11 protein-coding genes are annotated in these 13,713 nt (G+C 65.2%); 2 read left to right on the top strand and 9 right to left on the bottom strand.

Annotated features, from left to right (window positions below):
- Positions 1-72: 72 nt before the first annotated feature.
- From urtD to urtA, 4 genes are all read right to left on the bottom strand, one after another.
- A complete protein-coding gene (gene urtD, locus ACN0V4_RS20345) occupies positions 73-816 on the bottom strand; it encodes an urea ABC transporter ATP-binding protein UrtD (RefSeq protein WP_417679542.1) in 744 nt (247 codons plus the stop codon).
- The gene (gene urtC, locus ACN0V4_RS20340) at positions 813-2,045 is read right to left on the bottom strand and encodes an urea ABC transporter permease subunit UrtC (protein ID WP_417679540.1); all 1,233 of its coding nucleotides are present in this window, start codon (positions 2,043-2,045) and stop codon (positions 813-815) included. The genes urtD and urtC overlap by 4 nt, the downstream gene beginning before the upstream one ends.
- Positions 2,046-2,292: 247 nt before the next feature.
- Positions 2,293-4,266 (bottom strand): urea ABC transporter permease subunit UrtB, encoded by a 1,974-nt coding sequence (gene urtB, locus ACN0V4_RS20335; protein ID WP_417679538.1) that lies wholly within the window; start codon positions 4,264-4,266, stop codon positions 2,293-2,295.
- 77 nt (positions 4,267-4,343) lie between these two features.
- Positions 4,344-5,627 carry an urea ABC transporter substrate-binding protein gene (gene urtA / locus ACN0V4_RS20330; protein WP_417679536.1) on the bottom strand — a complete coding sequence of 428 codons (1,284 nt, stop codon included), beginning with the start codon at positions 5,625-5,627 and terminating at the stop codon, positions 4,344-4,346.
- Positions 5,628-6,103: 476 nt separating this feature from the next.
- Between urtA and ftsH the strand changes: the two genes are divergently transcribed.
- Entirely contained in the window at positions 6,104-7,951 is a 1,848-nt protein-coding gene (ftsH, locus tag ACN0V4_RS20325) for an ATP-dependent zinc metalloprotease FtsH (protein ID WP_417679534.1), read from the top strand.
- Positions 7,952-7,997: 46 nt separating this feature from the next.
- Here ftsH and ACN0V4_RS20320 read toward each other — a convergent pair whose 3' ends face one another.
- The 4 genes from ACN0V4_RS20320 to ACN0V4_RS20305 form a co-directional block, all read right to left on the bottom strand.
- A complete protein-coding gene (locus tag ACN0V4_RS20320) occupies positions 7,998-9,194 on the bottom strand; it encodes a multidrug effflux MFS transporter (protein WP_417679532.1) in 1,197 nt (398 codons plus the stop codon).
- 86 nt (positions 9,195-9,280) lie between these two features.
- On the bottom strand, positions 9,281-9,664 hold the full coding sequence (locus ACN0V4_RS20315) for a potassium channel family protein (RefSeq protein WP_417679585.1): 384 nt from the start codon (positions 9,662-9,664) through the stop codon (positions 9,281-9,283).
- On the bottom strand, positions 9,664-10,323 hold the full coding sequence (locus ACN0V4_RS20310) for a DsbA family oxidoreductase (RefSeq protein ID WP_417679530.1): 660 nt from the start codon (positions 10,321-10,323) through the stop codon (positions 9,664-9,666). The genes ACN0V4_RS20315 and ACN0V4_RS20310 overlap by 1 nt, the downstream gene beginning before the upstream one ends.
- A complete protein-coding gene (locus tag ACN0V4_RS20305; protein WP_417679528.1) occupies positions 10,320-11,843 on the bottom strand; it encodes a class I adenylate-forming enzyme family protein in 1,524 nt (507 codons plus the stop codon). Before ACN0V4_RS20305 ends, ACN0V4_RS20310 begins: the two co-directional genes overlap by 4 nt.
- 64 nt (positions 11,844-11,907) lie before the next feature.
- Between ACN0V4_RS20305 and ACN0V4_RS20300 the strand changes: the two genes are divergently transcribed.
- The gene (locus ACN0V4_RS20300; protein WP_417679526.1) at positions 11,908-12,531 is read left to right on the top strand and encodes a helix-turn-helix domain-containing protein; all 624 of its coding nucleotides are present in this window, start codon (positions 11,908-11,910) and stop codon (positions 12,529-12,531) included.
- A gap of 13 nt (positions 12,532-12,544) precedes the next feature.
- Here the strand turns inward: ACN0V4_RS20300 and arsB are convergent, their stop codons facing one another.
- Entirely contained in the window at positions 12,545-13,561 is a 1,017-nt protein-coding gene (gene arsB, locus ACN0V4_RS20295; RefSeq protein WP_417679524.1) for an ACR3 family arsenite efflux transporter, read from the bottom strand.
- Between the last annotated feature and the right edge of the window lie 152 nt (positions 13,562-13,713).

The raw sequence follows: 13,713 nt of genomic DNA, 5'->3' as shown, positions 1-13,713 counted from the left end.
CTCGGGACGGTTGGCGGATGCGCGGCGTCGCTGGCCGCGGGGGGCGGAGTGTCGTGGTTTTCCCCGCATCGCTCAGCGCCCCAGATAGACGTCGATGACCTGCTGGTTCGCGGTCACGTGATCTAGGCTGCCTTCGGCCAGAACCGACCCCTCATGCAGCACGGTCACCTTGCAGTTCAGCCGGCGGACAAAGTCCATGTCATGTTCCACCACCACCACGGCGCGGGTCTTGGCGGCCTCGACCAGGATGTCGGTGGTGTGCTCGCGTTCGGCCAGGGTCATGCCGGCGGCCGGTTCATCGACCAGCAAGAGCCGTGGTTCCTGTGCCAAGAGCATACCGATCTCCAGCCATTGCTTCTGGCCATGGCTCAACTCTCCCGACTTGCGGGACAGCTGATCGGACAGGCCGATCTGCTCGGCCAGCGCCTCCACCCGGGCCTGATCCCTGGCGACGGGGCGATAGACCAGCACCGGAAAGGGGCCGCGCTTGTTCTTCACCGCCATCAGCAGGTTGTCGTGGACGCTCTGATCCTCGAACACCGTGGGGCGTTGGAACTTGCGCCCGATGCCTTCGCGCGCGATCCGCGCCTCGTTCATGCCGATCAGGTTGATGCTCTTCTCGCCCCAGAGCACCCGGCCGGTGTCGGGGCGGGTCTTGCCGGTGACGATATCCATGAAGGTGGTCTTGCCGGCGCCATTGGGGCCGATGATCGCGCGCATCTCGGCCGGGCCGATGGTGAAGGAGAGGTTGTTGATCGCTCGGAAGCCGTCGAAGCTGACCGAGACGCCGGAAACCTCAAGAAGCTGGCCTTTCATTCCACCGCCTCCTTCTCGCGCAGCGATCCCTGATCGGGACCGAGATCATCACCATGCCGGTCGGGGCTGCGACGGTCGGCGATCAGATCGAAGAGACCGCCGATGCCCTTGGGCGCAAACAGCGTGACCAGCACGAAGGAGAGCCCGAGGACGATCAGCCACCAGTCGACCCATTTGATGGTGTAGAATCCCAGATTGACGTCGGGCGCCTGACCGCCGGTGAACCAGGTCGAGATCAGCGACACGAAGACCGCCCCGATCACCGCGCCATAGAGCCGGCCCCGCCCGCCGATCGCCACCCAGACGGCGAGGTAGATCGAGGCGATCGGCGCGATCTCGGCCGGGTTGATGATGCCCGCCTGCGGGTAATAGAGCGCCCCGGCGATGCCCGCGATCATCGCCGTCAGGGTGAAGATCACCAGCTTGTAGCTCTCCACCGAATAGCCGAGGAACCTTACCCGCGCCTCGTTGTCGCGGATGCCGCGCACCACCGATCCGAACTTGCCCGAGACCACCCAGGCCGCCAGCAGATAGCCGAGCCCGAGGGCGAGGGCCGAGGCCCAAAGGAACCAGATCGAAAGGGTGGATTGTGGCACCGCGTCGAGCCCGGGCAGGTTCTGCAGGCCGGAAAGCCCGTTGTTGCCACGCAATCCGCTGTCGTTCTGAAAGAGGTAAAGCGACAGCGCCAACGTCATCGCCTGGGTCAGGATCGACAGGTAGACCCCGGTGACGCGCGAGCGGAAGGCGAGCCAGCCGAAGACCAGCGCCAGAAGACCGGGCAGGGCGACGACCAGGATCAGCTGGATCGTCAGGCTGTCGGCGAAGGACCAGACCAGGGGGAAGTCGCTCGACCCCACCACGCCGAAGATCTGGTTGCCGATGGCATCCACCACCTCCTGCGGGGTGGGCGGGATCGGTGCCTCGGCCAGCGAGGCCTCGACGATGCCGCGGGTGCGCTCATACATCAGCCACATGCCGATCATATAGCCGCCGAGCCCGAAGAAGGCGAAATGGCCGAGCGAGAGAATGCCGCAATAGCCCCAGACCAGATCCATGGCGACGGCGACAAGGGCGAGGCAGAGCGTCTTGCCCAGCGTCTTGACGAAGGAGGTGGAGATCACCCCCATGCCGAAGCCCTCGGACAGCACGGTGACACAGAGGGTGAAGAGCGCCAGCAGGGCGAGGAAGATCAGGATCGACGGGTTGCGAAAGACGAAGGAGCGGGTCATGCGCGCGCCCTCCGGTTCGGGTGACGTCTTGCAGGATGCGTTGGAGAGGCTTGCGCGAAAACGGACCGCCCGTCACCTCTCAAGCGGGAGGAGATGTGCGACTTCCCCGGGGCGCGCAGCGCGCCGGGGTGCGCCCGCCCGCCCCCCAGCCGGGCGCATTCTGCGCCCCCCTCGGGCAGGCGCCCCCCTCTGGCGGGCGTGTTCTTGCAGGCGTTGCTTTGGGGCGTGTTGGTCTGGATAAGCATGTTCAATCCCCCGCCGCGCGGCCCTTGAGCGCGATGATCCCGCGCGGCCGGAACTGGATGAAGATGATGATGAAGACGATCATATAGGTCTGCGCCGCCAAGGTGTTCGACGGGTTCAGCCATTCGATGCCCTTCTGCAAAAAGCCGATCAGCGTGGCGCCGGCCAGCGTACCCCAGACATTGCCGACACCGCCGACCACCACGGTCATGAAGCTTTGCACGATGTAATCCTGCCCAAGTTCCGAGGTGACCTTGGCGAACAGCCCGATGGCGACGCCAGCGATCCCGGCGATGCCGGATCCAAGGCCGAAGGTCAGCATGTTCACCCGGTCGGGGTTGATCCCCATCGAGCCCGCCATCTTCGGGTTCTGCGTCACCGCCCGCGTCTCCAGCCCCAGCCGGGTGCGGTTCATGATCCAGAGGTAGATCGCCAGGAACACCAGGGCGAGCACGAAGATGGCGATGCGGATATAGGAAATCCCGACCACGTCGTTCAACTGCCAGGCCCCGTCGAGCCAGGCCGGCGCGGTCAGCGGCCGGGCCTGGGTGCCGAAGATGTTCTTGGCGAGCTGCTGCAGCGCGATGGAGATGCCAAAGGTCGCCAGCAGGGTTTCGAGCGGGCGGTGATAGAGCCAGCGGATCACCAGCCGCTCCATCGCCACGCCGGCGCCGAAGGTCACCGCGAAGGCCACCGGGATCGCCACCAGGATCGAGACGGTGTAATCGGGGATGATCTGCTGGATCACATAGCCGGTATAGGCGCCCATCATGATGAACTCCCCATGTGCCATGTTGATCACCCCCATCACCCCGAAGGTGATGGCCAGCCCGATGGCGGCGAGGAAATAGATCGAGGCGAGCGACAGCGCGTCGAGCGTCAGGTCGAGCGCCTGGTTGACCGCGACGGTGGTGCTGATCGAGCCGAGGGTTTCGCGCGCCGCCTCGGTCACCGCGGCGGAGGGTTCGTCATAAAGCGCCCAGAACCGCCCGGTCTTGACCGCCTCGGCGGCCTCCATCTCGGGGGCAAAGGGCGGCACCAGACCGTCTTTGGCCAAGGCGGCATAGGCGCGGTCGCGGGCGGTCTGGGTGTTCAGCTGGCCGATCGGCACGCCGCCGACACGGCCGCCGTCGATATGGGCGATCAGCGCCGCCTTGCGCTCCTCCGCCGTGGGGATGGCCGGGGCGGCGCCGGCGGTGACCATTAGCGCATGGGCCGCGGGCACCGACAGCTCGGCGCCGCCGGGGTCGACCTCATGGGCGACATTGCCGGCGGGGGAGGTGGCCGAGAACATCACCTTGGTCGCCAGCAGCGGGTTCAGGGTCGCCCGCGCGTCGACGCCGATATCGCCCTTGAAGGATCGGATGGCAGCGACGCGTTCGTTTTCGGCGTCGGAAAACCGGATGGTCAGCAGCCGCAGGGTGCGCTCCTTGGCCGCCTTGATCGCCGCGTCGGGTTCGCCGGCGATGGAGGCCGCCAGCGCGGCCAGATGTGACGGCTCCGCATCGCGGGCGATGGCATCAAGCGCGGCGCGCCGCCGGTCCGGATCCGGGTCCGACAATTGGAACCGCACCAGCGCCGCGCCGATCAACCCGCGCACGCCCGAGTTGGGCTTGACCTGATCAAGCTCTGCGGTCGCCAGCTCGCCGATCTCGGCGCCGCTGTCGTAATCGAAAAGCCGTATGGCGGGGCCGGTGCCCGAGGTGCCGCGAAAGAACAGCCCATCGCTCTTGCGCTGATACATCTCCTTGGCCTGCCAGCTTTCCAGCACGGCCTGCGCTTGCGGCAGGCCGGAGGAGGCGATGGCGTCGATCGCCGCGCCGATGGTCTTGCGCGAGCTTTTCTCGATCGCCTCGCGGTGGGCCTGGAGAATGGGTTGAATGCCGCTGTCCTGCGCCGCGAGCGGGCCGGGAAACAGGGCGAGGCAGGCCAGCGCGAGGCAGGCCAGAAGGGGGATGATCCGGGATCGTGTCGGCATGGGCGGCGCTCTGACTGAAAGAGACGGGGATCACCCCGGGGGCGGCAAGGGCCCCCGGGGTGCATGCGGACAGGCGATCAGTAGTTGGATTTGATCTGCACGCAGCTCTTGGTCTCGGTATTGTACATACCGCAGCCCAGGTTCTTCCAATCGGATGTCAGCACCGCAGATTCCGGCAGATAGTCGGTCCAGGCGTCGCCCGGCACCGGTTCGGTCTGGCTGATGATGTCGAACTGGCCGTCGGCCTGGATTTCGCCGATCAGCACCGGTTTCGACAGGTGGTGGTTCACGCCCATCTTGGCGGTGCCGCCGGTCAGGTTCGGAAACTCCTGGCCCCACATGTGTTCGCGCACCGAATCCACCGCGGTGGTGCCGGCCTCGGTCACCGCGTTCACCCACATGTTGAAGCCGATGTAATGCGCCTCCATCGGGTCATTGGTGACGCGCTTGGGATCGCCGATGAAATCATGCCATTCCTTGATGAAGGCGGCATTTTCCGGCGTATCGGCCGACATGAAGTAATTCCAGGCGGCGAGGTGACCGACGAGGTTCGAGGTGTCGAGACCGGAAAGTTCTTCTTCGCCGACCGAGAAGGCCACCACCGGGATATCCTCGGCCGAGATGCCCTGCGCCGCCAGCTCCTTGTAGAAGCCGATATTGGCGTCGCCGTTGATGGTCGAGATCACGCCAACCTTCTTGCCGTCGGCCCCCAGCGCCTTGACGTCGGCGACGATCTTGGACCAGTCGGAATGGCCGAAGGGGGTGTAGTTGACGAAGATATCCTCGGCGGCGATGCCCTTGGCCTTGAGATAGGCCTCGAGGATGTTGTTCGTGGTGCGGGGATAGACGTAATCGGTGCCCAGCAGCGCGAATTTCTGCACCCCGAGTTCATCCAGGAAATAATCGGTTGCCGGGATCGCCTGCTGGTTCGGCGCCGCCCCGGTATAGAAGACGTTCTTCGAGCTTTCCTCGCCCTCGTACTGGACCGGATAGAACATCAGCCCGTTCAGCTCTTCCAGCACCGGCAGCACGGATTTGCGCGACACCGAGGTCCAGGCGCCGAAGATCACGTCAACCTTCTGCACCGTCAGCAGCTCGCGGGCCTTTTCGGCGAAAAGCGGCCAGTCGGACGCCGGATCGACCACCACCGCCTCGAGCTGGCAGCCCAGCAGGCCGCCCTTCTTGTTCTGCTGATCGACCAGCATCAGCATGGTGTCCTTCAGCGTGGTCTCGGAAATCGCCATCGTGCCCGACAGCGAATGCAGCACGCCCACCTTGATCGGGCAGTCCACGGCCCAGGCCGCGGTGCTCATGGCCGCGAGCGCGGTAGTGGCGGCCAATGCGCGTTTCATGAATGTCATCAAATGCTCCCCGCGGGGCAGGACGCAGGGTTGAATGCATGAAAATGCAACCTTACATCCCCTCCCGCAACTTATGTTGCACCCGTGTGGCGGCCGGACCGAATTCCACCTCAGATGGCCGTCACACACCTCCCCTTTTTGGTCTGTTGAAATTCTGTGAGAAGGTGCTGAAAGCGTCCCTTCAAGCGGGGTTTTCAGGCAATCGCCGCCACACTTGCAGACCGCGGGTTGCAAGAGTTTGTTGAAATATTGTGCGCATTGCGGCGATTTGCTCAATCCATGCGCAATGAACATCCTTGAAGCCACCTTCCCTTGGGGAAGCCCGGCTGGGGAGCGGCGTGAAATCCGACGGCGGGGATCGCAGGTAGCCCGGCCGGATCGACCTGGTCCGCGGGATCTGGCGCCTGATGGGTTTTCCCGGATGGAACGCCCGGAGCCTTCGTCGTAGGATCGCGTGAAACAAGGGATCCTAAGCGATGAACGGAAAAGCGAAATTCAATCTATGGTACTGGATCGCGGCCTTCTTCGGGCTGATGGTGATTCAGTATTTCTATGTCACGGCCACCCAGGTCGCGACCATTCCCTACAGCCAGTTCGAAGCCTACCTCAAGGATGGCAAGATTTCCGAAGTGGCGGTCTCGGATCAGTTCATCCAGGGCAAGTTCAAGGAGCCGGTGGACAACCGCCCGATGTTCGTCACCACCCGGGTGGAACCGGCGTTGGCCAAGGATCTGGAGCAATATGACATCGTCGTCAGTGGCCAGGTCGAAAACACCTTCCTGCGCGATCTGGCGTCCTGGGTGATCCCGGTGCTGCTGTTCGTCGGCATCTGGATGTTCATGCTCAAGCGTGTCGGTGGCGGTGGTCTCGGCGGGGGGCTGATGCAGATCGGCAAATCCAAGGCCAAGGTCTATGTCGAAAACGACACCGGCGTCACCTTTGCCGATGTCGCCGGCGTCGACGAGGCCAAGGAGGAACTGGTCGAGATCGTCGATTTCCTGAAGAACCCGGCCGAACACAGCCGGTTGGGCGGCCGCATGCCCAAGGGCATCCTGCTGGTGGGCCCGCCGGGCACCGGCAAGACGCTGTTGGCCAAGGCCGTGGCGGGCGAGGCCGGGGTTCCGTTCTTCTCGATCTCGGGGTCGGAATTCGTCGAGATGTTCGTCGGCGTCGGTGCCGCGCGGGTGCGTGATCTGTTCGAACAGGCGCGGCAGAAGGCGCCGGCGATCATCTTCATCGACGAGCTTGACGCGGTGGGCCGGGCCCGTGGCATCGGCCCGATGGCCGGTGGCCATGACGAAAAGGAGCAGACGCTGAACCAGCTTCTGGTCGAGCTTGACGGCTTCGACAGCTCTTCCGGCCTGGTGCTGCTCGCGGCGACCAACCGGCCCGAGATCCTCGACCCCGCGCTGCTGCGCGCCGGCCGGTTCGACCGGCAGGTGCTGGTCGACCGGCCCGACAGGCTGGGGCGGGTGCAGATCCTGAACATCTATATGAAAAAGGCGAAGATCGCCGCCGATGTGCAGGTCGAGCAGATCGCGGCGCTGACCCCGGGCTTTACCGGCGCCGATCTGGCCAACCTGGTGAACGAGGCGGCGCTGCTTGCCACCCGTCGCAACGGCGAGGCGGTGACGATGGAGGATTTCAACAACGCCATCGAACGCATCATCGCCGGGCTGGAGAAACGCAACCGTCTGCTCAACCCGAAGGAGCGCGACATCGTCGCCCACCACGAGATGGGGCATGCGCTGGTGGCCATGACCCTGCCGGGGGTCGATCCGGTCCACAAGGTGTCGATCATCCCGCGCGGCATCGGCGCGCTTGGCTATACCATCCAGCGCCCGACCGAGGACCGCTATCTGATGACGCGGGAGGAGCTGGAGAACAAGATGTGCGTGCTGATGGGCGGCCGCGCGGCAGAGTGGGTGGTCTATCATCACCTCTCGACCGGCGCCTCGGACGACCTGGCCAAGATCACCGATATCGCCCGCGCCATCGTCACCCGCTATGGCATGGACGACAAGCTAGGCCATGCGGTGCTGGATCAGGAGCGGCAATCCTTCCTGGGATCGGATCAGCCCTATTACGGCCCGAAGGAGCGTGACTATTCCGACGAGACGGCCGCCGAGATCGACGTCGAGGTGCGCAAGATCATGACCGGTGTCTTCGATCGTACGGTCAAGCTGCTGGAGGAGCGGCGGACGCTTCTGGAAAAGACCGCGCAGCTTCTGCTGGAAAAGGAAACGCTTCTCGCCAAGGAGATCAAGGCGGTGATCGAGGCCGAGGGAGTGGTTGCGAAACCGACGCAAAGCGCCGCCACCTGATCGGGAACCTGCGCCGGCGTTCCCTGGGCGGGATGCCGGCGCGGACTTATTCGCCCAGTTGCCGCTCGATCCGGGCCATGATCAGCATCAGGACAAAGCCCAGGCTGGACAGCACCAGGATGCTTCCCAGCAGCGGCCAGAGCGTGCCGTTGAACATCTGCCCCATCGGAGTGGAGAGGATGGCCGCCCCCACCGTGGCAACCGCCCCGATGATCGAAGCCGCCATCCCGGCGATATGGCCCATCGGCTCCATCCCGATGGCGTTCAGGTTGCCCATCAGGGTGCCGGCGAGGAAGAAGATCACCGTCTGCCAGCCGAGGAAGGCCCAGAACAGCAGATGCAGATCGCTGAGCGTCGCGGTGATCGCGAACATCACAAGCGTCACCACGATCTGGCTGGCCAATGCCCAGGTGACGATCCGGCGCATGCCCACCCGAACCACGATGGCCGCGTTCAGCAGGCTGGCCGAGCCCGAGAACAGCGCGATCGCACCGAAGTAGACCGGGAAATTCTCGCTCTCGCCGAAGATGACATCATAGACCGGCTGCACCATCAGGATCATCGCGAACATCGAGGCCATGCACAGAAGCTGCACCGCGATCGACAGTCGCACCGTCGGATGCGTGGCCATCTCGCGCAGGGCGGCGGCCATGAGTTTGGGCCGGATCGGGCGACGGTTGTCGCGAGCCAGCGTCTCGGGCAGCCGCAGGCCGAGCCAGAGCACAGAGACCAGCGAGAACAGGATGAAGGCCAGGAAGATCGATCGCCAACCGGCCAGGGCGATGATACCCTGACCCATCAGCGGCGCGAAAGCGGGGAAGATGGTGAAGATCATCATCGCGAAGGAGACGGTCTTGGCCATCTCGCGGCCCGAATAAAGATCGCGCACGATCGCCAGCGATACCACCCGCGGGCCGGCGGCACCGATGCCCTGCAGCACGCGCGCGGCCAGAACCACTTCGAGCGAGGTGCTGGACCAGGCGATGGCGGCCCCGAGGATATAGGTCGCGGCCCCGGCCATGATCACCGGCTTGCGCCCGAAGGCGTCCGACAGCGGCCCGGTGACGAAGGTGCCGGCGCCCATGCCAAGCACGAAGGCCGAGATGATCATCTGCGCCCGGTTGACCGCCTCGGGGCTCAGCTCGGCGCCGATCTCGGGCAGCGCCGGCAGCATCGAGTCGATGGAGAAGGCGATGGTGGCGAACATCATCGCGATCAGCGCGATGAACTCTTGACGCGACATATGACTATTCATGCGATCCCTCGTCTAACCTTCGGCGGGTAGCACGCGCCAGAGCAGAGCGCCAGACGGGGAAGCCCAGAAGAGCGCTATTCCGCGGGGGAAGGTTTGGACGGGGGCATCGGCTGGTCGTCTTCGTTGGCAATCGGGCTTTCCGGTTGCGGTTGACCGTGATGGCCCAGCCGGGCGATCAGCCATTCGGTTTCTTCCTCGCGCTTGCGCATGTTGTAGAGCGCGAATTGCTGGATCGCCACGGCGAAGATGCCGAGGCCGAAGAAGATCAGAAGCGTGGCGCCGATCTTGCCGATGATGGTAACCGGAACCAGATTGCCATAGCCTACGGTCGAGATGGTGACGACGGTGAAGAAATAGGAATCAATCCAGTTCCAGTGTTCGACATAGTGGAAAAACACCGTGCCGAGCGTGACCACGAAGACCATGCTGTAGATCACCGTCAATGGCTTGAAGTACATCACCGGTTAAGCTGCTCCCCGATCTCTTCGATCACCTTTTGCCACAATTCGGCCGGTTGCGCACCTGGAACCGCATGCTGCCCCGCGACGATGAAGGTGGGCACCGAATTGATCCCCATCTCGCGGCTGTGGCCGTCGCGGGCGCGGATCGCCTCGCGGTCGGCGTCGGAGGCGAGGAGCTTGCGCACCAGCGCCGCATCCATCCCGGCACTGTCGGCGATATCGCTCAGCACCTCGTGATCGCCGATGTCGCGGCCTTCGACGAAATAGGCATGAAACAGCGCGTCGACGATCTCGTACTGGCAGCCCTCGATCCCGGCCCAGTGGATCAGCCGGTGCGCGTCCAGCGTGTTGGGCGTGCGCGTCATCCGGTCCAGGTTCAACGGCAGCCCCAGCGCCGCGGCGCGTTCCGCCACCGGCGCATAGGCGCGCACCGCCGCCTCCTTGCCACCGAATTTCGTCTCCAGATAGGTCCGCCGGTCCATGCCGCCTTCGGGCATCTCGGGGTTGAGCTGGAAGGGGTGGAATTCGATCACCAGCGGATGATCCGGCACCGCCGCCAGGGCGCGGTCGAGTTCGGCCTTGCCGATATAGCACCAGGGGCAGATCGGATCGGCCATGATGTCAAGCTTGACGGTTTCGGGCGTGGTCTCGGTCATTGGACGGGCTCTTGCGGATAATAGGCCTTGAGCGCCCGGCGCAGCAGCTTGCCGTTGGCGCCCGTGGGCAGGGTGTCGAGATGGACGAAGGCGCGCGGCTGCTTGTAGCGTGCGAGCCGGGGGTCCAGATAGGTGCTCAGCTCCGCCGCAGGAATGGGGTGCGGGCCGGAATAGAAGGCGACGATGACGCTGGTGCCGGGCTTTACCTCGACCTCGGCGGCGCCGACCTGCTCGATCCCCGGATAGGGGGCGAGCGCGGTCTCCACCTCGACCGGAGAGACGCGATAGCCGCCGGCGTTCATCATGTCGTCATTGCGCCCGAGATAGGTGATTTCCCCATCCACCGCCATGGCGCCCTGATCGCCGGTCAGGAACCAGTCGCCATGGAGGCGCGCCGCAGATTCCTCGGGCGCGTTCAGATAGCCGAGCATCAGCCCCGGATCGGCACGGTGAATGGCGATGGTGCCGGGTTCGCCCTGCGGCACCGGCTGATCGTCGGGGCCGAGGATGGCGATGCGGCGCCCCACTTGCGGCCGCCCCAGCGCCTCGCCCCGCGCCGGATGCGCGGGAGAGGAGGAGATGAAGGTCGAACATTCCGACATGCCATAGGCTTCGTGCAGCTCGGTGCCGGTCAGCCGGGTCCACTGCCGGTGCAGGTCGGGCGAGAGTTTCTCCCCGGCGCTGAGCCCGTGGCGCAGATGCGGCAGCTCCAGCCTGTCACGCCCGCGCAGCATGCGGCGATAGACACCGGGGGCGGCGGCGAAGATGGTGGCGCGATGGGCAGCGAGGATCTCGGGCAGGTGGGTGATCTCGGTCCCCGGCTCCGGGATCAGCGCGGTGGCGCCGATGGTCCAGGGATCCATCAGCCCGGTGCCGAGCGTATAGGTCCAGTTGAAGGCGCCGGCGTGGCACAGCCGATCCTCGGGCGTCAGCCCGTACCAGCCCTTGACCATCATCTGCCGCGCCCAGATGGCGCGATGGGCATGGGCGACGGCGCGCGGATTGCCCGAGGTGCCCGAGGTATAGACGATATAGGCCAGCCGCTCAGCATCGCCCATGTCCCAGTCGCAGGGCGGCAGATCGCGCATCGCCGCCAGCTCCTCAAGCCCGATCTGGTTGGGGTGATCCGCGCAGGCGATCTCGGGGTCGCGCAGCACCGCGGCTGGCGCCAGATCATCAAGCATCTTCTGCGTCTCGGGCGCGGTGAGCTGGGTCGAGGTCGGCACCGGCACCAGACCCACGGCCATGGCGCCGAGATAGGCGATCGGGAAATCGACGGTATTGCCCAGCCGCATCAGCAGGATCTGTCCGGGCCGCAACCCGCGCGCCAAGAACCCGGCGCCGGTGCCGCGCACCGCCTGCGCCAGCCGGGCATAGCTCCAGTCCTCCGATCCGCCCAGACGCAGGACCGAGAGGGCGATCTTTTCCGGCATGGCCTCGGCCTGTCGCAGGACATGCGCGGCCAGGTTGAACGGGGCGGGGCAGGGCGGCGGCGGCCCTTGATCGAATATCGACAGCATCGCTCATCGCTAGCCGGAGAAGCCCCGCGTTGCAAGCGGGCGGCGTGCCCCCTATAGAGACGATATGACGTCAAAGGATCCGAAATCCATCATCCGTATCGCCCGCGCGGGCGAGCCCGAGATCTCGGCCGAGCCGCTGGACCTCGGGGCGCGGGTGCGCGAATTGCGCAAGGCGCGCAACTGGACGCTGGAACAGGCGGCGACCCAGGCCGGGTTGGCGCGTTCGACGTTGTCGAAGATCGAGAACGGCCAGATGTCGCCGACCTATGAGGCGCTGAAGAAGCTGGCCGTCGGGCTGGAAATCTCGGTGCCCCAGCTCTTCACCCCGCCGCAGAAGGGGCAGGTGAACGGCCGGCTGGCGCTGACCCGTTCCGGTAAGGGGGCGGATTACGCTACCGCCACCTATGAGCACGAGCTGCTGGCCGAGACGCTGACCAAGAAGCAGATGCTGCCCTATCGCGCCCGGGTGCGCGCCCGCAGCATGGAGGAATTCGACGGCTGGGTCCGCCATGACGGCGAAGAGTTTCTCTATGTGCTGACCGGGGTCATCAAGCTCTATACCGAGTTCTACGAACCGATCGAGATGCGCCGCGGCGACAGCGCCTATTACGACGCGACCATGGGGCATAACGTGGTCTCGGTCAGTGACGAGGATGCGACCATCCTCTGGGTCACCTCGCTGGTCTGACGGCGCGCGGGGCTCAGCCCGGGAACCAGTGGCGCGTCCGGTTGGCGAACCAGACCAGCGACAGCATCACCGGCACTTCGACCAGCACGCCGACCACGGTCGCCAGCGCCGCGCCGGAGGTCAGCCCGAAGAGCGAGATCGCCACCGCCACCGCGAGTTCGAAGAAGTTCGAGGTGCCGATCATGCAGGCCGGCGCCGCGATCGCATAGGGCAGGCGCAGCGCGTGGGCGAGGCCATAGGCGATGGCGAAGATGCCATAGGTCTGGATCAACAGCGGCACCGCGATCATCGCGATGGCGACAGGGCGGGCCAGGATGGTTTCGGCCTGAAATCCGAACAGCAGCACCACGGTGGCCAAGAGCCCGATCGCCGACCAGGGCTTCAGCCGGGCAACAAAGCCCGACAGGGGCGCCGGTCCGCGCCGGTTCAGCCGGTGCCGGGTGAGCGCCCCGGCGGCCAGCGGCAGCACCACGTAGAGCGCGACCGAGATCAGCAGCGTCTCCCAGGGCACGGTGACATCCGAGATCCCCAGCAGGAAACCGGCGATCGGGGCGAAGGCGAAGATCATGATCACGTCGTTCAGCGACACCTGCACCAGGGTGTAATTGGGATCGCCCCTGGTCAGCTGGCTCCAGACAAAGACCATGGCGGTGCAGGGGGCCACCCCCAGCAGGATCATCCCGGCGATATATTCCCCGGCGGTCTGCGGATCGACCCAGGGCGCAAAGATCACCCGGAAGAACAGCCAGCCGAGCGCCGCCATGGTGAAGGGCTTGATCAGCCAGTTGATCACCAGCGTCAGGAACAGCCCGCGCGGGGCGCGGCCGACATCGGCGATGGCGGCAAAGTCGATCTGCACCATCATCGGATAGATCATCACCCAGATCAGCAGCGCGACGACCAGGTTGACATGGGCGATCTCGAGCCCGGCGATGGCGATGAAAAGGCCGGGGACGAGGTTGCCCAGCACCACGCCGGCGATGATCGCCAGCCCGACCCAGAGCGACAGAAACCGTTCGAAATTGCCCATAACCCACCTCTTTGCCCGACCAGCGTCGGGTTTTCCCGACGAGCGTCGGGTTTTCCCGGCCCGGCGCAGGGGCGCCTAGGAAGCGGACTCATAAAATCTTGCCCATAAGCGTGAGCAGACGAGGAGGACGGCTGCGAGATAGTTACGGGCTG

Origin of the sequence: Pseudodonghicola sp. (genome assembly GCF_048268305.1) — a bacterium.
GTDB lineage: Bacteria > Pseudomonadota > Alphaproteobacteria > Rhodobacterales > Rhodobacteraceae > Pseudodonghicola.
The sequence above is the reverse complement of the archived record's forward strand: the minus strand, read 5'-3'. Positions and strand labels throughout refer to the sequence as shown.

Excerpts from the sequence above, each read along its gene's own strand:
- urtB (WP_417679538.1), bottom strand. The coding sequence starts at position 4,266 with ATGCCGACACGATCCCGGATCATCCCCCTTCTGGCCTGCCTCGCGCTG.
- ACN0V4_RS20320 (WP_417679532.1), bottom strand. The coding sequence starts at position 9,194 with ATGTCGCGTCAAGAGTTCATCGCGCTGATCGCGATGATGTTCGCCACC.
- urtC (WP_417679540.1), bottom strand. The coding sequence starts at position 2,045 with ATGACCCGCTCCTTCGTCTTTCGCAACCCGTCGATCCTGATCTTCCTC.
- ftsH (WP_417679534.1), top strand. The coding sequence starts at position 6,104 with ATGAACGGAAAAGCGAAATTCAATCTATGGTACTGGATCGCGGCCTTC.
- urtD (WP_417679542.1), bottom strand. The coding sequence starts at position 816 with ATGAAAGGCCAGCTTCTTGAGGTTTCCGGCGTCTCGGTCAGCTTCGAC.
- ACN0V4_RS20310 (WP_417679530.1), bottom strand. The coding sequence starts at position 10,323 with ATGACCGAGACCACGCCCGAAACCGTCAAGCTTGACATCATGGCCGAT.
- arsB (WP_417679524.1), bottom strand. The coding sequence starts at position 13,561 with ATGGGCAATTTCGAACGGTTTCTGTCGCTCTGGGTCGGGCTGGCGATC.
- ACN0V4_RS20300 (WP_417679526.1), top strand. The coding sequence starts at position 11,908 with ATGACGTCAAAGGATCCGAAATCCATCATCCGTATCGCCCGCGCGGGC.
- ACN0V4_RS20305 (WP_417679528.1), bottom strand. The coding sequence starts at position 11,843 with ATGCTGTCGATATTCGATCAAGGGCCGCCGCCGCCCTGCCCCGCCCCG.
- ACN0V4_RS20315 (WP_417679585.1), bottom strand. The coding sequence starts at position 9,664 with ATGTACTTCAAGCCATTGACGGTGATCTACAGCATGGTCTTCGTGGTC.
- urtA (WP_417679536.1), bottom strand. The coding sequence starts at position 5,627 with ATGACATTCATGAAACGCGCATTGGCCGCCACTACCGCGCTCGCGGCC.